Below are 22726 nucleotides of genomic sequence, written 5' to 3'. Positions count from 1 at the left end.
TAATGGCACTCGAAGGACTGATAGTAGACGTTGAAGCGCGTATCGACAAACTCGAAAAGGGTTTGAAGAAAGCAAACACTGTTCAAAATCGCAGCGCTACACAAATGGAACGTAGGGCCGCGCAATCTGCGAACCGGATTAACGCTAGTTATGCGAAATCAACCGCTGGTATTTCAGCCAGCTTCAAAAAGTTGGGACCAGCTTTGCTTGCTGGTGTGTCTGTTGCAGCCATTGGCACTGCTACAAGTCGCATTCGGCAAGTCGTTGGTGAAGTGGCCCGTATCGGTGACGTCGCTGCAACGGCTGGCGTGAATATAGAGCAGTTTCAAGAACTGAAATACGTTTCCGAGCAATCGCGGATCGATGTTGATGCCATGACAGACAGCCTCAAAGAATTGAGCCTGCGCGCTGATGAATTCATCATCACCGGAAAGGGACCAGCCGCAGAGGCGTTTAATCGCCTTGGCTTCAAAGCGAACGAACTGAAGGACAAACTCAAAGACCCGCCAAAGCTGCTGGAAGAGATCGCAGACCGCGCAAAAGACCTCGATAGCGCCAGCCGTATTCGCATTTTTGACGAACTGCTGGGCGGCACGGGTGCAGAAAAGCTCACGCGCCTTTTGTCTGGTGGCGGTGATGCACTCCGGAACCTGAGACAAGAAGCGCGTGACGCTGGCGCTGTTCTCGACGCAGATGTGATCCGGAAAGCCGAAGAGCTGGACCGCCGTTTCCAAGCCCTCACAAGCCGCGTATCCAATTTTGGTAAGGCATTCGCGGTAGGGCTGGCAGATGCCAGTGTAAAACTTGCAACCCTGCGCACAGACCTCACAGACCTGACAGACACAATGCAACGCGCAGAAAGCTTGCTTGGCGATGGCGTATCCGTCGAACTTTCCACAGATCAAGGCGCGCTAGATCAGCATAAACAGGCCGTTGGGCAGATCATCGCAGAATATCACCGCCTTGGCGAAAGTGCAGACCAATTGACGGGGCCGCTGTTTCAAGCTGCTTCTAATTTGGCGATGTTGGGCGAAGCCGATGCATCCATTGAATTGAACCGCGTGGCTACTGAGATGGTGGCTCTTGTTGGTGATCTAAACGATGGCTCTATCAGCGCAGAAGAATTCGAAAGCCGTGTTCAAGACCTGACAGGGGCGGCACAGACTGCACTTGCAGAGGTCGCTGCAATCGATGGCGTTCAATTCACTGGCGTATCATCTGCCTTGGCAGGCTTCATAAATTTGATGGGCGCTGCGATTGCAAGGGCGCGTGAATTGCGCGCTGCACTGCCAAGTGCAAATCCAGATGGCACTACAACTCAGCTTGTTTATGGGGAAGTTGGCGCGCGTGGTGATCCTCGCAGCTTTATTCCGCAATCTAAACTTGCGCCAAGTGGAACCACACGGCCAAACCTGCCGAGTGTAGATGCGAACTTTGGTTCCCCTGCGCCTGTATCCGGCGGTGGTGGTGGTTCTGCTGGTGGTGGCGGTGGATCACGCCGACAGAGTGACCTTGAGCGCGAAATCGAAAGCATCGCAGGGGAAACAGCCGCCCTCAAATTGGAAGCCGCTGCATTGGCGAAGGTGACAGGCGCGCAACTGCAAAACGCAGATGCTATCGAATTGGCGCGCACAAAGGCCGAACTTTTGGCAGCGGCGCAGCGCTCAGGCGTGGCGATAACGCCGGAACTCAAAGCGCAGATCGATACACTGGCAGACGAATACACCAAAGCTGGCACGGCGGCTGAATTGGCGGCTGATAAAATCCAAGAGGTGCAAGACGCCAGCAAAGCGGGTGCGCAATCCATCACAGATGTTTTCACAGGCATGGCAACCGGAGCGCTAACAGCCAAGGAAGCAATGGGGCAACTGATCATCGAAATGATCAAAATGTCATTGCAAAAACGTATGTTGGAAATGGCCGAAGGTGCTGGTGGATCGGTGTTTGGTGGCTTTCTGAAATTGCTGGGCGGTGGTTTTGCAGAGGGTGGATTTACGGGCCAAGGTGGCAAACACGAACCCGCTGGCGTGGTCCACAAGGGTGAATACGTCATGTCCAAAGCGGCAACGTCTGCTATCGGCGTGGGCAATCTCGAAGCGCTGCACAAGGCCGCTAAACGGGGCTATGCAGAGGGTGGCCTTGTGTCTGGTGTGAAGGCCAGCGGCGGGGCAATCGCAGCACCTAACAGCGCTTCACCAGCCGCTAACGGGGCGGTCAATATCAACGCACCTGTCACGGTCAATGGATCAGCCGGAACGCCAGAGCAGAACGACGACCTTGCTGGAAAGCTTGCCAAGACGATGGAAAGCCAGATGCGTGGCGTGATCGTGAAGGAAATTCAGAACCAACAGCGCGTGGGTAACATGCTCAACCGGAGGAAATAAGATGCCGCTCGAAACCTTTGATCCGTCTATCCGGCCATCGCAGGGAACGAAATTTCAGCCCAAGGTCAGTCTCAATGAGGCTGATTTTGGGGATGGATATTCCCAGAGATCGCCGCGTGGTTTGAACCATATTAATCAGAATATCTCGCTCAGATGGGATGGTTTGACGCAAGAACAGTATACAGAGCTTGCAGAATTCTTCGAAAGTAAGGGTGGCTTTCGCCCATTTTACTATTTGCCGCGTGGGAAAGATGCGCCGTTGAAGTTTGTTTGCAAAGAATGGAGTGGATCAGACGGAACACCTTGGACTTTTGATGCTAAATTTGAACAGAGCTTCACCACGGAAGAGTAGCAGATTTAGAAAACGCCTATTCCGAAAGGTGGAATAATGCAGAAATGTGCAGCCGAAGAGTAGCAGATTTAGAATGTGCCTCTCCGGAGTAGTATTCTATTTATAAAACTAGCCTGAAAACCCACTCCGGAGGGTATTTAAAATGTCTGGTTTTTGCACGTCTTACTATAATTCTTAAAGAAATAACCAAACTCTTAAGAAAGTTTATAAGACGTGCAAAAGCCAGACATTTATAGCAGCAATGCTGACATAAATGCTTGCAGATACCAAATACGCTCCGGAATGCGCAGGGAGTTTCCCACACCTCGGAGCGAACCTTCATTTCGACGTATACCTGCTTTTTAGCACCGTGTGGTGCGGTGGGAAGTTATTCAGCACCCCAGACAAGGAAAGCGCTACATAGAGGCTCAGCCGGAGCTAATTTGAATATTTCCCCGTTTAGCCCTTGCCTTAATGGTCCCACTGTTGTATTTATGCAACAGTAAGAAAAAGGATAAGACAATGACCCAGCACCAACGGATTAAACTTCCAGCAGATCGCGCAGCCCAAATCAAGGACATGGCGGAGCAGCATGGAATTTCAAATAGCACAGCAATCGGAAAACTCTTTCGTGCGCTCAATCAAGATACGGATGTTCCCTGCGATATTCCGAGCGTAGAAATCAATGCGCTTTCAGATGGACTGGCAATCCGTTTCGAGCGGAATTCAGTCACGGGCTTCAATTTCGTGGCGGTCGCCAAGATCACAAAAATGATCCGCGAATATTTGGCTGGCGAACACGCTGGCAAAAAGAATGTTGCAATGTGCGGCGAAGAAGGCGGGACACTTACAATTTGGCGCGCTGGCAATGGCTTCAAGATGGCAATTCCAGCCGCCGCACCTGAAAAGAATTTCACACCGGACCTGCTCGAAGACTTTGCAGACCTGCTCGACCACGCGGTGAAAAAAGCACAGCACTAATAGAAAAGGGACCAGCGCTGCGAACGCTGGCCCCTCGGACAACCAATTAAGGAGGTCATTTTGAACATGACTATGTATAGCGAATTTCACACTGGGATGCCAGTAGACGAAGCAAATTTTAGCAGTCGCCTTGAAAGCTTTTTCAGTGGCGCACCTATGCCGGAGAAAGCGCCCGTCGATTATGATGCTGGCGGCACTGGCAATAGGCACAAAGCTACTGAGGACAGCCTTATCCATGAATTTGACGTAGCAATGGCCGAAGTGATAAGTGCCACACCGCCGGAACCTATTACAGCTGCGCTGTATACGGGCTACTATCATCATAGCGACGATATCAACCATGCAGAACAGTTTGAGCTGACATACGACGAACCCGCCTATGTCAGCCCATACGACAAGGCATTCACTCTTGTTCGCTCACTTGAGGCACAGCTTGAAAGCGCTGACCCAAATCAGGTTCACGGGATCAAGGTCGCTTTGCGGGATGCCAATGCAAAGTGGGATATCGAAAAAGAGCGCGCCCTTGATGATCGGCAACGCAAAATCCAATTGATCAGCCGCTGGCGCGCTGAAAACCCCGACAGCTACAATGCAACACGCCGCAAGGTCCGCACGGTAGCAAACGCAAACCTCTCAGATATGACGCCGGAACAGCAAGCCGCGCACAAAAAGACGGTGGGTGCTGATCAACGCTGGAAGCTGCGTAAAGCCCAACAAGGCTGGACGCCGGAACAGATCGAAGAAGGTATGAATAAGCGCGTAGAAAAGCGCCAGCAAAAGGAGAAAACCAATGGCTGAGCTAATCTTGTTGATGCTCGCAGCAATTACCGCCTGCCAAACCTACAACCTCAAATAGTCCTTGAATTTCAAATTGAATAAGTGTTATATCATAACAATAAGTAGATAATAGATGCCCTATATTTTGCTTTATGGGTTATCATTTCCCAAACTTGATCCAAGTTCGTTCTCCACTTCTAGGATCATTCGGTAGGCATGGGTTCTTTCTCGCCCATGTCCACCAAAGCGCGGCGAGCATGCGAAGGTAGTTGTTTAAATGCTCGCCGCGATTATCCAAATCTCTAAGCCTGACAGTTAAGCCTATTACGTATTCGGGTCACATCGGCACCGTTGCGAGCGGTTTCCGGTGTATGTGCGCTTTCATAGAAACAGCCATGATGATAATCAGAGAGAAAGCGCATCTGCTTAGTGTTCTGAGGTATTATCTTTGACTGATGAAGAAAACAAATCTGGTAACAATCCGATTGTTGAGGTTAAAAATAGCGTCAACGTAATGGGAGAGAACTTTGATAAAGCTGCGGCTGATATATTGAAGGCTACGCTACAAATGCCAGCTACGGAAACATCTGGTTTGCTAGCTGACATTATTGGCGTCGTTGGTGACAGAGTTAAGGTTTATCGGGCCGAACGCCGTGTGGCGATCTTGAGTGATGCTAGGGAAAGACTTGCTGCAAGGGGCGTTTCGCTGGGTCAGTCTAAGCCAATGCTAGAAGGCCAAGTCTATGACATGATCGAAGGGATGGGCAGCGCCCATACTTCGGAGCTTGCAGATATGTGGGCAGGATTGATGGCAAACGCTATGGACCCGAACCGAGATACAGAGGCTGACAGGGGGCTAGTTTCTGTTCTACAAGCATTAAGCCCTGATGATGCAATAATATTGAATTTCCTTGCCGCCAACGAAACGCACCGTCAACGGGCTGACAAACTGCGGCGTGATCATAGTTGGGGCATCCGCAACAAAAAGAATAGTGACGTAAGCGAGGCGGCTTATGAAGAAGAGTGGGCTAACGTCAGAGCTTTGATTGCTGGTTCTGAGGCTGAATTAATTAAGCTTTTTGGGGCGCTTGGAATTGATACGATTCAAGCGCGCCCTCATGCGTTGGAAAATATTGCACGTCTTGGGTTAGTCGCAGCGCCAGATGTCAGAGACTATGCAAATGTTGAATTAGCACATGGCTTGGAGCGCACAGATATGCTCTCTGTAGCGATGGCTCAGATAGATGATCGATTAAAAGGGATAGGTCACTGGATTGAGGCAACTAACATTTCAGATAAAATAATCTGTAGGGAGTATAATAGCCAATTACATTTCACTGTCGAATTGAGTGAATTTGGACGTAATTTTGTTGCCAAATGCGATCTGCTCGACCGTCAGGTTTAAAGTGAATTTGCAGATAGGGATGCATATTTGACCCAACGTCACTTGGCCCACTTTAGGGGCGGTTACATGGTTACAATTCGCCGCGTAAGTCATTGATTTATAAGGGGTTGGCTAGGGTTCGAGTCTCTACGACCGCACCAATATTTCAAGAAATTGCAATCAAAACAATAGAGTGCGCGGTGGCATTGATTTCGGTCCACCCGTAGGGCCACCTCTTGTATGTAAAACCTGATAGCTTTGGAGTTGATATCCAAAGAAGACATTGATGGTGCTAATAGGTGGATCTTGAAGGAAACAGGTATCTTCTCTATTTTCTTTTGTCTGTGATCGGATGCGGTCATGTCTTAGGTCTTTTGTTGCGGCGCATTATACAGCCGCGAGCCGGTATGGCGATGCGCGAACCGAAGGCAGATCAACAAATCGAGCTTATAGGCTCCTGCACAAAGAATGCTTTGCTTGGTCCGGATCTTTCCGAGCATTTCCCTCATTTTTTATCGATTTCCTCACACGCTCAAGTCCCGGTTTTTGATTTCTGTCGCATTACGCTCATGCCATCGTTGTCGGGGTTCGGTAGCCCACTTGTTTCGTCACCATGGCCTACAGACCACGGGCCCTCTTATTCGCCAGCGCTGCAGCAACAAGCATACGTGCTTTTGCGCTCTAGCATGGCTACCAGCCAAGTTATGCGGCGTTCCAAATCGCTCAACAGCTTGACGAACAGGCATTGCACCAGAGATCAGGCCCCTCTCGGGATCATGCTGCGTATAACCCTGTCGGGCAGTGATCAATTGCCTACTGTGTCGTGTGGTCACTTGCGATGGGTGGATCTTGTGCTTGGCTGCAACCTCTTGCGCCGTCTTGCCTCCACGAAGCGCCTTAAGCGCTACCGTGGCCTTAAACTTATCTGTAAAACCTCTTCTCTCAGTCATTTCTGTATCCTGTCTTCAAGGTTGGATACATCTTAGCACGTTCCTTTGGTGATTTGATTGCGCTGGGCGATTGCCATGCAATCTGTCTCGAATTAGGCTCAACCAAGCCAAAATGAGTTCCAGATGGTGCTCGGTTAAGCGTACATTTTAATGCGGAGACCCCGCTAATTCCCGAGATTATAGGCCATTTCGACATCTCGCGGTCTCTTAAAATAGGATTTTCAATTTTTATTCTTATTTAACAATAGCTTATAGTGAATTGAATGAATATTCAGAAAGGGGATTACGGTGTCAAGTGTATCCATTACTGCAAAAAAACTTGACATTTTGGATGTTTTTCTGAGTTGAAGGTCAAAGGAATTCGCGCAAAGGTAAACCATACTAAGCGCGAAAAAATGTACAGTTTGTAGGGCAATCTTTGCCACAAGCCGCGTTAAGATCGCGGCCTGCTTATTGCAAAAACGTTCAGCACTTATTTCAAATTGCGCTCGGCATCAGTTGTTAGAGCCTCTCGTGCAACATAGCGTTGGCCAGGACCGCGTAGACCTCAAATGTTGGAGCGATGCTGGCCAGCGCGGAATGCGGTGGTTGAGCACCGCGCGGAGCTTCATCTTGGATCAGTGGGTTGACGGTCACGTTTTTCGAGGGTCCACCGCTCATTCAAACTACGCACCAATCCCTGTATCTTTGCATTGCGCTTTGGACCTGTCGCGTTTTAGTGCCGCCCCAAGTGCTCGTTTAGGCCACCTTGCGTTCGAAGGCGACAGGGCTTTTCCAGCTCAATGCTGAGTGGCGTCGACGGGGATTATAGAACCCGTTGATATATTCAAAGACCGCCATCTCAGCCTGTCTGCGGGTGTTCCAGTTGTCTCGCCAGATCAGCTCTGCCTTGATGGTTTTGAAGAACGTTTCAACGGCGGCGTTGTAGCAGTTGCCTTTGCCGCTCATCGATACCTTGAAGCCGTGCTGTCGCAGGATCTTCTGATAATCGTGTGAACAATACTGGCTGCCACGATCAGTATGATGGATGCAGCCCTTGGGTGGTGTCCTGAAGGCTATGGCCATCGTTAGCGCCCGGATCGCAAGATCACGCTTCATCCGATGACTGACTGCCCAGCCGATCACTCGCCGAGAATGTAAATCCAAGATCACGGCCAGATAAAGCCAACCCTCACGCGTCCAGATATACGTGATATCGCCAGCCCATTTCTAGTTTAGCTGATCTGCTGAGAAGTTACGATCCAGTAGGTTCGGGGAGATGTTGAATTTGTGATTACTGTCCCCCTCTCGGCAGATTGCTTTGCAATCGCCTGCCGGGCAATGGTCGTGGCCTTGTGTTTGCTGGTCCTGACAACGGATATACCGTTCTGCCGCATCAATCTTCCCACACGCCGGTGCCCGACATTTAGACCAATCTCCTTCAACTCTTCGGTCATTCTTGGTCTGCCATAGCTCCCCAAACTGAGACGCGACTGTTCCTTGATGTGGGCCAATGTCACCAGATCAGATCGCTGTCTGCGACTGGCAGGGCTGCTGCGGAATGCACGTAAGCCACGCGCACTCACGTCCATAACCTTACACAGGCGTTCTGTTGGAAATTGATTTCGGTGTTCTTCAATGAACTTAAACCTCTCGGCTTTTGGCTCGCAAAGAACACCGTGGCCTTTTTTAAGATTTCCCTTTCCTCCTTCAGAATGCGGTTCTCACGTCGAAGCCGGTCATTCTCTTGAACGAGGCTCATATCCTCTTTTGACATCACATCGGTGTCTCCATGCGTTGTGATCCATTTGTTCAGTGTCGACATGCCAACGCCAAGATCATCAGCCACTTGTTTGCGTGTAAGCCCGCTGGTCAGCGCGATACGTACCGCATTTTGGCGGAATTCGTCCGTCCGTTTCAGTCCCATAGTCAATCTCCTTTGTTGCAGTAAATGCTATCAAAGGAGCGGCATCAAACCGCGACAGGTCCATTTTGCCGGACCACGTCACTCGAGAGCTGACCTACTAATGTCGTGCAGAGCTCGTTAGGCCGTAAGTAATTCAGCGCAATTTAGGCGTGACAAGCGTCTAAAGCCGTCTGGCATGACCCGTCCCGTTTCGCCTAGAGACAAGGCAAGGCCGCGCTCCGTGTCGGTGAGGATCATATGCATGAAAAACACCATGTTTGGTTGGATTGTCGTGGGTTCGCCTGTGCAAATCATGGGCTGTTCCATCCACGACGGTGGGTAATTTGCGCTTAGGGAATATCCGCAGGCATTGAGCCTATGAGAGCGGTAACCGGCACTATCCAAAATTTTAGCGTGCATGTCGAATACATCGCCCACCAAATTCCCCGGTTTGCAGATTTCCTGACAGGCTATCAGAGCTTCTAAGGCCGCATCTTGCATTCTTTGGTGTTCGGGTGAGACGGTTCCAATCAATGCGGTCCGCATGATGCAGGCATGATAGTGTCGGTAAGAGGCACCAAATTCCAGTTGAACCTGATCTTGAGTACCGACGGTTTCGCGTCCCGTAAAATTACGTACCAACAACGCCCCTTTTCCGGATCCGATGATGAACCGGCCTGCGGGATAATCGCCACCGCCTTCAAAAATAGCGTTGTGTGCTGTGGCAAAAAGATGGCCCTCATCGACACCGGCACGCAGCTGTGCATGTACGTCGGTCATGGCCTTGTCAGCAAGCTCTGCCGCCTTGGTGACATATGCGAGTTCTGCGGCGCTTTTGACGATACGGAAGGCTTGGACGAGGCCGGATGCATCATGCAGGATGCAGAACCCATCCAACGCGCATCGAACCATATCCCATCGTGCTCCGGTGAGGCAGGGCGCGTCCAACTCAATACCCAATTGTTTGCCCGAGCAATTGTAAGATTGAAGTAGGTCCTTGAGGTCCTCTGCGGGGGTGGCCCCGTCGCGATCAACCCAAATGCGGATGTCTTCTATAAGGGATGTGTGCATGGCTTGCCGTTGATCGGCAGATCGTGTCAGTAGGGCCAAACTGCCATCAACGCCAAAATATAACGCCTGAAACTGGGAATACCCTGTCGTGTCATATCCCGTCAGGTAATACATTGTTTCTTGCTTGAAGATAAGCAGGCCGTCCAGCCCGCGATCTGCAAGGGCGGCTTTAACTTTATCTTGACGGGCGGCGAACTCCTCTTGCGTGAAGTGCATGGGCATTGGGTATTTTCCTTTTTGGGGCGCAGGTCTTCGGGCGCAAAACTCCTGCGCCCGAAGAGGGGATATCTTAGTTGAACCACCAGCGCTCAAGACATTTAATCCCATCCATGTCCCATGCGGCTGACATGCGGTTGTGGGCAACTTTGTCACTGGTGGCAAAGACGTAGTTGGAGAAGACGGGGGCAATAACGCCACCATCATCGCTGCACAGCTGCTGCATCTCGTAATACATCTCGCGGCGTTTGGTGGTATCCTGCTCGGAGCGCGCCTGTGTGAGCAAAGTGTTAAAGCGCGCATTCGCCCAATGTGTCTCATTCAACGAGACGCCTTTGGCATAGATGGACGAGAATACCCAATCTTCCGTAACGCGACCGCTCCAGTAGGAGGCGACAAAAGGTTTCTTGCCCCACACATTCGCCCAGTAACCATCATTGGGCTCACGAGTGACGTCGATGTTTATTCCCGCCTTAGCGGCTTTTTCCTTATACAGGAGTGCGCCATCTACAGCGCCCGAAAATGCCGCATCAGCCGCACTCAGCGGGACAGTTAGCTCAGTGAGGCCGGCCTTTTTAAGGTGGAACATCGCTTTGTCGGGGTCATAGGCCCGTTGGGGAAGATCAGCGGCGTAATATTTGTTCGACTTCCCGATTGGGTGGTCATTTCCGACATAGCCATGGCCGAACAGAAGTTTGTCGAGAAGTTCCTCGCGATCAATACCGTATTTCAGCGCGAGACGCACGTTGGGATCGTTGAACGGAGCGTTGTCTGCGAACATGGAATAAACGTAGTGCAACGTGCCTTGGGTCTCTTTGAGGCTAATGCCCGGGCGGCGATCCATAAGGTGAGCGGTCTTCAGATCAACACGGTCCATTGCGTCGATTTCACCTGAAATGAGCGCGCTGGTGCGGGCGTTTGTGTCAATGATCGACAGCACTTCGACTTCGTCGAAATGGCCGTGACCTTCTTTCCAGTAGTTTTCATTGCGGACCATCGTCGTGCTGATGCCCGGCTCAAAACTTGTAAGTTTATACGCCCCGGTGCCATCGCCTGATTTCCAATCCACAACGCCATCCCGCACAGGCAGGATAGCGATGTGATAGTCGCTTAGAAGATAGGGGAAGTCGGCGTTGCCACTGGACAGTTTGATGGTGACAGTGTGATTGTCTTCTGCGGTGATTTCGGTAATTGGTTCCAGAATACTGAACACCAGTGATGTGGATCCTTCGCCCAAATGGTGTCGTAGGGAGGCTATCACATCCTGCGCGTCCATTGTTTTGCCGCTGTGGAACGTGACGCCTTTTCTCAGTTTGAATGTCCATTCTGTGGCATCATCCGAGCCTTCCCAGCTTTCGGCAAGTTCCGGAATGAGTTCGTCTTCGTTGCTGATTTCAGTCAGACAATTGCGCAGACCAAATCCCACGACTTGCATATAAGTGTCTTCGAATGTGGCGGGGTCCAAGGTATTTGTGGTTGATCCGAGCCCAAGCCCAAGACGCATGCGGCCGCCTGTTTTAGGCGTCGCGGCAAAGGCTGATTTATCCGCTAGCGAGATGGCTGCAGGTAGGGTGATGCCCATTGCAAGCGCCTTGGATATAAATTCGCGCCGCGTCGGTTGGGCCGCATTGCTAGGCTCTGTTCGTTTCTTGAGGTCAATCATTCACATTCTCCTTGGGTAACGTTGCAGCCATCGAAGTAGATGGTATTGGCCATGCCTTGCGGACACGAGGGTGGGTTTGGGCTCTGCGCGTGTTCACACAGGGGAGGTAGGCGTCAGTACATATCAGCAGCACAGTGCAAGTATTTCATCATGTGTCCCAAAGCAGGAACACTGACTCTTGAAATTCCACTAAGCGGAACATATATCCCGCTTAGTGGAATTTAAAAAACATACGAAGGTGGCTGTTTTGTGTCAACGAATTTCTAATTCGATGATGCTTGCCGTGTGTCGTACGAATATGTGCCTGTAAATTGTGCACATCCGTGGGCCAATAACCTGTCTGAGGCGCTACCGCGATATGGCTTTGTTGTGGAGACCTATTGAATCGAAGGTGTAAGCGCCGCTACGAATGGCGCAGGCATCGACTGTTGAAATGAACGAAGGCTATGAATTACCATGACTGATACCCCGCAAAGAGATGTCCTCAACAAGTCGGTGGCCTTAATGGATGCGCTGAGCAGGGCCGAGGGAGCCGTGCGTTTCGTAGATCTCGTAAAGTCTGCGGGACTTCCTAAAAGCACCAGTCACAGACTGTTGGCTTCCCTTGTCCGCGAGGGGCTTGTCTCGTTTGACGAGCGAACTCAGAAATACAGTCTGGGTTTGAAGCTGATGACCTGGGCATCACGCACTTGGAACAACATCGACGTGGCGAATGTCGCTGTTGAGGAAATGGAGTTGCTGCATGCGCAAGTGGGCGAGCAGGTCTCGCTTGCTGTGCGCGACGGTATGAATGTGGTCTATGTGCGCGCAACGGACAGCAATCAGAAACTGAATATTACCGCCAGCCAGATTGGCGACCGAGAAGCTGCCCATTGCACAGCTGTTGGCAAGGTCATGCTGGCGTTCTTGCCGGACGCGGTCCTTCAAGAGTTTCTAGGCACGATCGAGCTGCACCGATTTACAGAGCACACCATCACGGCCCCTGAATTGTTCTCTGCACAGCTTTCGAAGATCAAACAAACAGGTTTTGCCTATAGTGACCGCGAGCAGCACGATCTGATACGTGGGATTGCTGCGCCGATCTACGATTTTGAAGGGCGTGTCATTGCGGCGCTGAATGTTTGGGCACCTGTGTTTCGCGTAGAGGCTGACACCTTGCTGGGCTGGGCCGATCCTTTGATGCATGCCGCAGCGCGTATCTCTCAAAAGATGGGCCATAGCGCTTAATTTCAGATCCTAAAAGTTTAGATTTGCCCGATGGGCGGAGAGCGCGAGACGCTTGATTTGTGCTGCCGATTAGATACGGGCAGACTGCAAAGCCTTTGCAGCTTGAGCATTTTCACGATTGACAGCGCGTGTGTGAGCATCTTACACAAATGGGAATAGTCCGTTATACGGAATTAGAGTTCCACTTAAAGGAACATTAATTCTTTCTGTTCTGGGTATAACGCCGCCATTTGATAGGTGCTCAAATTGCCAACAGGCAGATTAGGCCTTTCGGGAAAAGATTAGGTACGGAAGGTACTTTCGCATGCGTTTGAGTGAATATGCGCGTTTTGATGCAGTTGGTTTGGCGCAACTTGTGGCGAACAAAGATGTATCTGCCAAAGAACTGGCGGTTCTGGCGCTGGATGCAATTGAACGTGTGAACGGCAAACTCAATGCAATGGCCCAAGTCTTTCCCGAACGCGCAGAGGCGCGTGTAGAGGGGGGGGCTTTTTCTGGGGTACCGATCCTGAACAAAGATCTGGGTTGTGAAGAGCGCGGTGTTTTGTGCGAGATGGGCAGCAAGCTGGCGCTGGGGAATATAAGTGCCGAGGACAGTCTCGCTTTCTCTCGATTTCGAGTGGCAGGGTTTAATAACCTCGGCCGGACGACGACGCCCGAGTTCGGGCTGGCGGGGGTGACGGAAAACGGAATCACAGGCATTTCACGGAACCCGTGGAATTTGGATCATACCCCTGGCGGGTCCAGTGGTGGATCTTGCGCAATGGTGGCGGCGGGCGTAGTGCCAATTGCGACCGCTGGCGATGGAGGAGGATCTATCCGAAGTCCCGCCTCCCACAGTGGTTTGGTCGGATTGAAGCCCACGCGGGGGCGGCTTCCTGCAGGGCCAGGGCAGGGCGAAAGCCTTTGTGGGCTCGCTACGACTTTTGCAGTGACACGCACCCTGCGCGATTGTGCGGCTGTTTTGGACGCGGTGCAGGGGCCAGGGATAGGTGACCCCTATGCTATCGCGCCGCCACAAACCCGCCACAGTGCCGCGCTGGATCAGACACCACGGCCCATGCGGATCGCTTATTCGACAACCCCTTGGGTGCGGGCCTGTGATCCCGAGGTCGAAGCAGGTGTCCAAAAAACGCTAAGCGTTTTGGAAGACTGCGGCCATTCTATACAAGAGGCCCGCCCGAATATTGACTACGACGCGCTGATCCGTGCCGCGCTGACCGTGTCATGTGCGACTGTTGCTCAAGGTTGCGATGCGCTGGGTCGCAGTTTGGAGCGCCGCCCATCGCCAGACAACCTGCAATCGGCGACATGGGCTTTCTATGAGGCAGGCAAACAGCTCTCCGCGGCAGACTTGCTGGATGCATTTGATGTATTCAACACCGTGAGCCGTCAGGCCGGTGCGTTCTTTGAGCAGTATGATCTTTTGGTCGTGCCCTCATGCCTTGGACCAGCGCCAAAGATTGGAGCGCTTGAGTGTGATCCCGCTGGGCTCGTCGATCCCTATACTTGGAACGAGCAGGTCTCAAAATTGGGCGTGTTCATGCCACTTTTCAACGTGACAGGCCAACCGGCGATTTCACTGCCACTTCATCAAAGTGCCGGTGGATTGCCGATAGGTGTGCAGCTCGCGGCGCGGTTCGGGGATGAGGCGCGGTTGTTTTCAGTGGGCGGGGTGCTTGAGCAAGCATTGCCTTGGGCAAATCGTATCCCGCCGGTACATGTCTCGACTGCGCCGTAACCATAAAGGAAGCATAATGGACCGTTTACCCAAAATGATTATCAAACGACTGGCGTTTGGCGTTGCTACGTTGATCATCATTTCGTTGATTGTCTTTTGGGGGGTAGAGGCCTTGCCGGGAGACTTGGCTCAAACCATTCTTGGTCAGGCGGCGACAGAGGAGAACACGGCCGCTCTGCGGGTAAAGCTTGGATTGGATCAACCTGCTTATCTGCGCTATCTGGACTGGTTGGGGAATGTACTGTCAGGAAATTTAGGAGAGTCCCTTGCCAGCGGTCGCGCCATTTCAGATCTACTGAGCGCGCGTTTGGGCAATACCTTTTTTCTGGCAGGAGCCTCGGCGGTATTGGCGGTCCCTTTGGCGCTGTTTCTAGGCGTCGTGTCGGTGCTGTACCGCGACCGATGGGTGGATAAGTTCATCTCCATAACGACGCTTTCGGCAATTTCACTCCCCGAGTTCTTTATCGCCTATATCTTGATCCTGTGGTTTTCGGTTGAGCATCAAATCTTCCCGAGCTTCTCGCGGATCACAACGGATATGACGCTATGGAGCAAGCTGAATGCCGTAGCGCTTCCCGCACTTACCCTTACGATGATTTCAGTCGCACATATGATGCGCCTGACCCGCGCGGCTCTTTTGAATGTAATTTCTGCTCCCTACATCGAGATGGCACTTTTAAAAGGGCTTTCTCCGTGGCGCATTGTCGTGCGACATGCATTGCCAAACGCGCTCTCGCCCGTGATCAATGTTGTGGTCATGAACCTCGCTTTCATGATCGTAGGCTCGGTGGTGATCGAAGTTGTCTTTGTTTATCCTGGGTTGGGACAGCTGCTTGTGGATGCGGTATCAAACCGCGATGTCCCCTTGGTACAGGCAAGTGTCCTGATTTTTGCCTCTGTGTATGTGCTACTCAATCTGCTGGCTGACGTTCTGTCGATTATAACCAATCCCAAACTTAGACATGCGAAATGAGGGCGGCGAAATGAACACTTTCTGGACCGCATTAAAAAAAGCACCAGTGTCGGCCAAAGTCGGCATTGCGATCATTGTCATCAATTGCATCGCGGCTTTGTTCGCGCCGCTCATCGCGCCATATGGTGAAACACAGGTTGTCGGGGCGCCGTGGGAAAACGGTTTTTGGGATGCATTGGCACCGCATCATAGTCCTGCGACCCTTTTGGGGACCGATCACATTGGCCGCGATCTGTTCACACGGCTGCTTTATGGCGCGCGCAACACCATTGGGATTGCGCTACTGACGACAGTGCTGGCGTTTGCGTTAGGGATGTCGCTGGGATTTCTCGCTGCAACAATGCGCGGATGGGTTGATCAAGCTTTGAGCCGAACCTTCGACGTGGTGATGGCGATACCTACGCTTATCTTTGCGCTGATGGTTCTGTCTATTTTGGGAACCGAGATACATATCCTAATCATCGTGATAGCCTTGCTAGATTCTACACGGGTGTTCCGCATCTCTCGTGCTGTCGCGATAGACGTGGAGATTATGGAGTACGTCGAAGTCTCGAAGCTACGGGGCGAACGACTGTGGTGGATTATCCGCAATGAAATTCTGCCGAATACGTTACCGCCCCTGATTGCCGAGTTCGGGTTGCGGTTTTGCTTTGTTTTTCTGTTTATCGCAGCGCTGAGCTTTTTGGGATTAGGCATCCAACCGCCTTCAGCAGATTGGGGCAGTATGGTGCGCGAGAACGCACAAGGTATATCGTGGGGGATCGTGATCCCGCTCATACCCGCAGCGGCTATCGCTATTCTGACGGTCGGCGTGAATTTGGTGGTAGACTGGTTTTTGAAAATGACTTCCAGCATCCGGTCCAGCAGATGATCTTTGTGCAAAGGAAAATTTATGTCTGACCCATTGCTTTGCATGAAAAGTTTCAACGCTGATGGCTACCAAGACGGCCAATGGAAGCGGATCGTTAATGGGGTATCGCTGACCCTGCACAAAGGTGAAGTCTTGGGGCTGATCGGTGAATCCGGTGCTGGGAAATCCACATTGGGCATCGCGTCGATGGGCCATATGCGTTCGGGGTGCCGAATGGCGGGAGGCTCGATCCTCTTTGACGGCATTGACCTGACTAAGGCATCGGAAAAGCAACTGCGCGAATTGAGAGGCGTACGCATTGCCTATGTGGCTCAAAGCGCGGCAGCTTCATTCAATCCCGCGCTCACCATAATGCAGCAAGTTGTGGAAACCGCTATCGTACAAGGCGTGATGGACCTCAAGAGCGCCGAGGCTAAGGCCCGAGCCCTCTTCGACGTCTTGCAACTGCCCAAGCCTGAAATATTTGGCGACAGCTACCCTCATCAAGTGTCTGGCGGCCAATTACAGCGCGCGATGGTGGCCATGGCAATGGTCTGTGGACCCGACCTGATTATTTTTGACGAACCCACGACTGCATTGGATGTAACGACACAGATTGAAGTGCTTGTGGCGATCCGCGCTGCTATTGAGACTTACAATTCCGCAGCGCTATACATCACGCATGACCTTGCTGTTGTGTCCCAGATTGCCGATCGCATCATGGTGCTGCGCCATGGTTGCGAAGTTGAAACGGGTGATACCCGACAGATTATTCAAGACCCCAAAGAAGACTATACGCGGGCGTTGGTATCGGTGCATCACGCAGATCAGGCGAAACTCGAAGCGGCAACATCGAAGACGCCTATTCTGGACTTGCGGAATCTAACGGCTAGCTACGGGGCAGGGATGAAGGTGCTGGACGGTATCAGCATTACGATCCGGCGAGGTGAAACTGTTGCTTTGGTTGGTGAGTCTGGATCGGGTAAGTCGACAGTCGCGCGGGTAATCGCAGGGTTGCTGGTGCCAAGCGATGGCGAGGTTCTATTTGACGGGCAACCTCTGCTTCCATCGTATAAGGACCGTCAAGAGGATTCCCTTCGCCGAATTCAGCTCATCTACCAAATGCCGGATGTCGCATTGAATCCACGCATGAAAATCCGCGAAGTTGTCGGACGACCGCTAGAGTTCTATTTTGGCTTGCGCCATCATCAGAGAGATCAGCGCGTGTCCGAGCTTTTATCGAGAATAGGATTGAATGACAGCTATCTCGACCGTTACCCATCGGAGTTGTCCGGAGGGGAAAAACAGCGGATTTGTATTGCACGCGCCTTGGCGGCAGAACCTGATATTATCGTTTGTGATGAAATCACATCAGCCCTCGACCCGCTTGTCGCCGAGGGCATCCTGAGGTTGTTGCAAGAGCTGCAAGATAACCTAAACGTATCGTATCTTTTCATCACCCATGATTTGGCCACCGTCAAAGCGATAGCAGATGACATTGTTGTCATGCTTAAGGGGAGGGTCGTGGAACAAGGACCGCGCTCAGAGGTTCTCAGCCCTCCGTACCATGAGTACACGGAAAGGCTGCTTTCTTCGGCCCCTGAAATGGATCCCGATTGGTTAACGAATGTATTGCGGGAGAGGAAGGTGGGCGGCTAGATAAAGGGGGCTCTTTCTTAGTTAGTTCGCCAGTGTAGACCTACCACAGTTTGATGCCGTTTGATGGGGTGGTTCGGCTTTGTTGCACAAATCGGTCTGAGGCCGATCTCCCCCTTACCCCAGAAGGGTTATCCTACAGCCACGGTACTTGGTATGCCAAGCGCTGTGAATCCGTTTAGGATCGCGGCGCGGATTTGGATCTCCGCAATCTGGCGATCAAAGTCGCGCGCTGAGAGGCGCTGACCGAGTAATTTCACACAATGCATCCCTTGGCCGACAGGGTGATGCGCAGCATGATCCCGAGAGTTTTCGTTTCGACGCGGCTTCTGCGGTGGTATCCGGTCACCTGTCGTCACAATGCGCGGCCTAGATACTTTGAGGCTCTCACCGCTTCGTTGCGCGCTCTGGCCCCGGGGGTGTCGGGCTTCCATAATTTGGCATTCTTGTGCGGTGGTATGACGGCATGGGCTTCTCGGGCAGAGAGGTGGTCGCGGAAATTCAGACCAGTCGTTAAGGTGGATCGCATGACGAAAGTGTTGATCCGAAATGAAGAAACGCAAGAGCCATTCGCCAGAGTTTAAGGCCAAGGTTGCGCTTGAAGCGATCCGCGAGGATATGACGCTGGCGGAGCTTTCCAAGAAGTACGGCGTCCATCCGACACAGATCGGAACATGGAAGCGGGCAGCGATAGAAAACATGGCGACAGCCTTTACACGTCGGGCTAGGCGCGCTGCCGGAAACGCATCCCGGTGTTCTTCCACGAACCTAAACCTCACGGCTTTTGGCTCGCGAAGAACTGCGTTGCTTTTTTAGGATGTCCCGCTCCTCCTTGAGAATGCGGTTCCCACGCCGAAGCCGGTCATTCTTCTGAGCAAGGCTCAAATCTTCTTTCGACACCACGTCTGTGCCTCTGTGCGCGGTGATCCATTTGTTCAGCGTCGACATACCGACGCCAAGATCATCCGCCACCTGCTTACGCGTTAGCCTGCTGGTTAACGCAATCCGCACCGCATCTTGTCGGAATTCGCCCGTTCGTTTCAGTCCCATAGTCAATCTCCTTTGTTGCAGTAAATGCTATCAAAGGAGCGGCATCAAACCGTGACAGGTCCAGTCCGGTCGATAAGGACCGATGGATCGTAAGCTTTGGGCCGTCCATGTTCAGGCTGGCAAGGTGTGCAATCACCGAGCCAACCCTAACCGACACCTGAGCAGCATACCCAGGAATGGCTATGGCCCGGCTAACATGCAGTGTGCGGGTCGTGCAACTGCACATAGAGAGCTGCTTGTAGATGTAGAAAATAGAAGACCAGTTAATGTCTACTGCCAAGAAGCTGCAGCGCGGCATGCGATGGCCGGTCAAAGTCCGGAAGGGGCCGAGATTTGATCCGGTCACTCTGGGCGTATTTTGTTGAAAAACTCCTCCTTGATTGCGGCCTGAACTACTGCTTCAATTTCCGCATTGGGCGGGAGGATTTGTGATGATGGGACCAAGGCAGGCAGCGCAGCCGTCGCTGTTCTACGAGTTCTCGCTGGAAGATCATGTCCCTCAGGATCACCTTCTTCGGTCCATCGACCGCTTCGTCGATTTGACTGACGTCCGCGCCTATCTGGCGGATTTCTACAGCCACACGGGCCGTCCATCCGTCGATCCCGAGTTGCTGATCCGCATGCTCCTGGTCGGCTATTGCTTCGGCATCCGGTCGGAACGGCGGCTTTGCGAAGAGGTGCATCTGAACCTCGCCTATCGGTGGTTTTGTCGGCTTGATCTAAGCGACCGGGTTCCGGATCACTCAACCTTTTCCAAGAACCGCCACGGTCGGTTTCGAGAAAGCGAACTGCTGCGGCACCTGTTCGAGACGACTGTCGCCCGGTGTATCCAAGAAGGTCTGGTCAGCGGCCAGCGCATGGCGATTGATGCCAGCCTGATCGAAGCCGATGCGAACAAGCAGAACTCCACGCCGAAGGAGAACTGGGACGCGGGACAAATCGATCCCGCCGATGCGCCCCGCGCCGTGCGCGAGTATCTCGACACCCTGGACGAGGCCGCTTTTGGCGCCGCCAGCGAGGTGCAACCCAAGTTCACCTCGCGTTCTGATCCCGCAAGCCAATGGACAGCGGCCCGTAAAGGCCCTGCATTCTTCAGCTATTCCGACAATTATCTCATCGACACGGATCATGGTGTCATCTTGGATGTGGAACCCACCCGCTCCATCCGGCAAGCCGAGGTCGGGTCGACAAAGACCATGCTGAAGCGGGTCAAGGAGAAGTTCGACCTGCATCCCGAACGCCTGATCGCTGACACGGCCTATGGCACCGGACCGATGCTGGGTTGGCTGGTTGAACGCAAGATTAACCCGCACATCCCCGTCTTCGACAAATCTGGCCGCAGCGACGGCACCTGGAGCCGGGCTGACTTCGCGTGGGACGCAGAGAACGACCAATACATCTGCCCCGAGGGCCAAGAGCTGAAGCAGTTCCGGCGAAACTATTCCGATCCGAACCGAGGGCCGACCGGACAGGGCAGAACCAAATACCGTGCCCTAAAACTGACCTGCCAGACTTGCCCGTCCAAGGCGAAATGCTGCCCGAATGCAGCCGCCAGATCGATCACCCGCGAAGAACACGAAGACGCCCGCCAAATAGCCTGAGACATCGCTAAGACCAAGCAATACGATATCTCCATGAAGCTCCGGAAGAAGGTCGAGATGCTCTTCGCGCACCTCAAGCGCATCCTCGGCCTCGGAAGGCTCCGATTACGTGGCCCATGCGGTGCAAATGACGAATTCCTCCTCGCCGCAACCGCCCAAAACATCCGCAAATTGGCCAAGATCTTTCCTGCACCGCAGCAGACGCGCACAGCCTGATAGGAAAGGCGCTCGCGCCCAACTCAAGCAACGAAATTCTGCGCCCGCGAACGGGTGTTTTTCCACGGAATCGGCGGGTAGCAGTCGTTCGCTGCCAGTGCGGAACATCTGAACATGAAGACCTAAAGCAGACATTCAAGGCTATGCCTAAATTCGCGCTGCGCTTTAACACATCGTCGAGACGCGGCTCGAGCAAGAGGTCAGACGAAACAGTGCTTGTTGCTGTTCGTAAGATGGCAGTTAGGTCTCAGCCGATCCCATGTTAAGGTACGGCACAAGGAAGTCTTAGACGAAATGGCATGTGACTTGCCTGTTTTTTTGATTCACCTAAGCTTGTATAACTTGTAAGCAATTGAGCAGAGACAGAAATTCGCGCGTAATACTTAGGGCACTGGAGAAATTGTGAAGAAACGAGTGTTGATTACAGACGTCGACAATACCTTACTCGATTGGCAGGAACTCTGGTATCAAACTTTCTCAGCCATGACAGACAAAGTTATTGAAATCTCCGGTGTAGATTCCGAAGTGCTCTACGCTGAATGCAGTCAAATTCATCAAAAGTATGGCACAAGTGAATGCTCGCGACTGCTTGCGGAGTTACCTTGCCTTAACCATCTCTACGGCGATGATGCCGTCACGGTTATGCAACCAGCAATCGACGAATTTCGTAAGGTTCGCCGCCAAGTGTTATGCCTATATCCGACTGTAGAAAATACCCTGAAAAGACTTAGGGCCGCTGGGATACTCATTGCCGCTTACACGGAGTCTCAAGCATTTTATACAAACTACCGTTTCCGCAAACTTGGTCTCGACGGTCTAGTTGACTACCTTTACTCACCTCCAGATCATGCGATGCCAGATGGCATTGAAAGTGCTCGATTTTACGCCCCTGAAACTTACAAGTTTCAGCATACTGTTCACCAGTTTACACCTGAAGGCGAACTGAAACCCAATCCGGATCTGTTGATAGATATTATTAATGATTTGGGTGCATCTAAGGATGAGGTTGTATACGTTGGCGACAACATCCTAAAGGATGTCTATATGGCCCAACAAGCAGGCGTCACTGATGCACAAGCTCTCTACGGCGTTAGTCAGCACAAGCCCGAGTATGAGCTGCTAAGGAAGGTAACCCACTGGACACCCGAAATGGTGGAGCGCGAACGTTCTGCTCTCAAGCCAGATGGGTTAAAGCCAACACACATCCTTAAAGACAGTTTCTCTGAAGTATTGCCGCTATTTGGAGTAGATTGATGACTAAGCCCGTGACACCGGCACCACTTGATAATGGCCAGATCGAAATCTGGAAGAAAATCGTAGATGTTCAGCAGCACTTTAACGATTTGGAGCTCCGGATACGTAACTTTGCGCTGGTAGTTGCTGGCGCATTTCTAGGCCTAGGCGGCTATGCCGTTAGAGAAGGTAGTGCGATTGAAGTCCTTGGCATGGAGATTGCCGTTGCCGGATTGGTTATTGTATCCGCAGTCATCCCCTTAATCGCTTTCTACCTCATGGACAGGCTCTGGTATCACCGATTGCTTGAGGGTTCGGTGCTGGCAGGTATTGAGGCCGAACAAGCGTTGAAAGACCTCGGATACAAGGTGGATTTAGGAACCAAGATATCTGAAATGAGCTACCCCCCGAAATTCGGACACTGACGTAAGCTGCGATTTGTAGTCTGCTGATCTTCAACACGAAGGAGATCAGGAATGTCGAAACGGAAGCAACATCATCCAGAATTCAAGGCCAAGGTGGCGTTGGAAGCGCTGA

14 protein-coding genes and 5 pseudogenes are annotated in these 22726 nt (G+C 52.1%); 14 read left to right on the top strand and 5 right to left on the bottom strand.

Features of this window, described 5'->3' with window-relative positions; genetic code table 11:
* The first annotated feature begins 2 nt into the window (after window positions 1–2).
* The 5 genes from ABJM03_RS04715 (at window position 3) to ABJM03_RS04695 (ending at window position 5878) form a co-directional block, all read left to right on the top strand.
* Window positions 3–2384 (top strand): phage tail tape measure protein, encoded by a 2382-nt coding sequence (locus tag ABJM03_RS04715; RefSeq protein ID WP_348415998.1) that lies wholly within the window; start codon window positions 3–5, stop codon window positions 2382–2384.
* 1 nt (window position 2385) lies between these two features.
* Window positions 2386–2736, top strand: a complete 351-nt coding sequence (locus ABJM03_RS04710) for a phage tail protein (RefSeq protein ID WP_348336901.1) — start codon at window positions 2386–2388, stop codon at window positions 2734–2736.
* Window positions 2737–3237: 501 nt separating this feature from the next.
* Window positions 3238–3696 (top strand): hypothetical protein, encoded by a 459-nt coding sequence (locus tag ABJM03_RS04705; RefSeq protein ID WP_348336900.1) that lies wholly within the window; start codon window positions 3238–3240, stop codon window positions 3694–3696.
* Between the two features lie 60 nt (window positions 3697–3756).
* Window positions 3757–4494, top strand: a complete 738-nt coding sequence (locus tag ABJM03_RS04700; RefSeq protein ID WP_348415996.1) for a hypothetical protein — start codon at window positions 3757–3759, stop codon at window positions 4492–4494.
* Window positions 4495–4921: 427 nt separating this feature from the next.
* A complete protein-coding gene (locus tag ABJM03_RS04695; RefSeq protein WP_348336898.1) occupies window positions 4922–5878 on the top strand; it encodes an Abi-alpha family protein in 957 nt (318 codons plus the stop codon).
* Window positions 5879–7545: 1667 nt separating this feature from the next.
* Here the strand turns inward: ABJM03_RS04695 and ABJM03_RS04690 are convergent.
* The 3 genes and pseudogenes from ABJM03_RS04690 to ABJM03_RS04680 form a co-directional block, all read right to left on the bottom strand.
* Window positions 7546–8713, bottom strand: a pseudogene (locus ABJM03_RS04690) (IS3 family transposase).
* A 117-nt stretch (window positions 8714–8830) separates the two neighbouring features.
* Complete coding sequence (locus ABJM03_RS04685; RefSeq protein ID WP_348415994.1) at window positions 8831–10075, bottom strand: Xaa-Pro peptidase family protein; 1245 nt, start codon at window positions 10073–10075, stop codon at window positions 8831–8833.
* Window positions 10053–11642 carry an ABC transporter substrate-binding protein gene (locus ABJM03_RS04680; RefSeq protein ID WP_348336896.1) on the bottom strand — a complete coding sequence of 530 codons (1590 nt, stop codon included), beginning with the start codon at window positions 11640–11642 and terminating at the stop codon, window positions 10053–10055. The genes ABJM03_RS04685 and ABJM03_RS04680 overlap by 23 nt, the downstream gene beginning before the upstream one ends.
* Window positions 11643–12311: 669 nt before the next feature.
* Here ABJM03_RS04680 and ABJM03_RS04675 point away from each other — a divergent pair.
* The 5 genes from ABJM03_RS04675 to ABJM03_RS04655 all read left to right on the top strand — a co-directional run bounded on the left by ABJM03_RS04675 (window position 12312) and on the right by ABJM03_RS04655 (window position 18092).
* Entirely contained in the window at window positions 12312–12869 is a 558-nt protein-coding gene (locus ABJM03_RS04675; RefSeq protein ID WP_348415992.1) for an IclR family transcriptional regulator, read from the top strand.
* Window positions 12870–13173: 304 nt separating this feature from the next.
* Entirely contained in the window at window positions 13174–14610 is a 1437-nt protein-coding gene (locus ABJM03_RS04670) for an amidase (RefSeq protein ID WP_348336894.1), read from the top strand.
* Between the two features lie 16 nt (window positions 14611–14626).
* Window positions 14627–15583 carry an ABC transporter permease gene (locus tag ABJM03_RS04665; RefSeq protein ID WP_348336893.1) on the top strand — a complete coding sequence of 319 codons (957 nt, stop codon included), beginning with the start codon at window positions 14627–14629 and terminating at the stop codon, window positions 15581–15583.
* A 10-nt stretch (window positions 15584–15593) separates the two neighbouring features.
* A complete protein-coding gene (locus ABJM03_RS04660; RefSeq protein WP_348336892.1) occupies window positions 15594–16454 on the top strand; it encodes an ABC transporter permease in 861 nt (286 codons plus the stop codon).
* A gap of 21 nt (window positions 16455–16475) precedes the next feature.
* A complete protein-coding gene (locus ABJM03_RS04655; protein WP_348336891.1) occupies window positions 16476–18092 on the top strand; it encodes an ABC transporter ATP-binding protein in 1617 nt (538 codons plus the stop codon).
* Between the two features lie 128 nt (window positions 18093–18220).
* On the opposite strand, the pseudogene ABJM03_RS04650 reads toward ABJM03_RS04655, so the two are convergent.
* Window positions 18221–18582 (bottom strand): annotated as a pseudogene (locus tag ABJM03_RS04650) (hypothetical protein); the annotation flags it as partial.
* A gap of 56 nt (window positions 18583–18638) precedes the next feature.
* Between ABJM03_RS04650 and ABJM03_RS04645 the strand changes: the two are divergent.
* Window positions 18639–18806: pseudogene (locus ABJM03_RS04645) on the top strand (transposase); the annotation flags it as partial.
* Window positions 18807–18814: 8 nt separating this feature from the next.
* Here the strand turns inward: ABJM03_RS04645 and ABJM03_RS04640 are convergent.
* Window positions 18815–19139: pseudogene (locus tag ABJM03_RS04640) on the bottom strand (transposase); the annotation flags it as partial.
* Window positions 19140–19570: 431 nt separating this feature from the next.
* Here ABJM03_RS04640 and ABJM03_RS04635 point away from each other — a divergent pair.
* The 3 genes and pseudogenes from ABJM03_RS04635 to ABJM03_RS04625 all read left to right on the top strand — a co-directional run bounded on the left by ABJM03_RS04635 (window position 19571) and on the right by ABJM03_RS04625 (window position 22614).
* Window positions 19571–20956 (top strand): annotated as a pseudogene (locus ABJM03_RS04635) (IS1182 family transposase).
* A 402-nt stretch (window positions 20957–21358) separates the two neighbouring features.
* On the top strand, window positions 21359–22210 hold the full coding sequence (locus tag ABJM03_RS04630; RefSeq protein WP_348415989.1) for an HAD-IA family hydrolase: 852 nt from the start codon (window positions 21359–21361) through the stop codon (window positions 22208–22210).
* On the top strand, window positions 22210–22614 hold the full coding sequence (locus ABJM03_RS04625) for a hypothetical protein (RefSeq protein WP_348336889.1): 405 nt from the start codon (window positions 22210–22212) through the stop codon (window positions 22612–22614). The genes ABJM03_RS04630 and ABJM03_RS04625 overlap by 1 nt, the downstream gene beginning before the upstream one ends.
* The last annotated feature ends 112 nt before the right edge of the window (window positions 22615–22726 follow it).

The sequence above is a fragment of the Sulfitobacter sp. genome, from assembly GCF_039977885.1.
GTDB lineage: Bacteria > Pseudomonadota > Alphaproteobacteria > Rhodobacterales > Rhodobacteraceae > Sulfitobacter.
The sequence above is the reverse complement of the archived record's forward strand: the minus strand, read 5'-3'. Positions and strand labels throughout refer to the sequence as shown.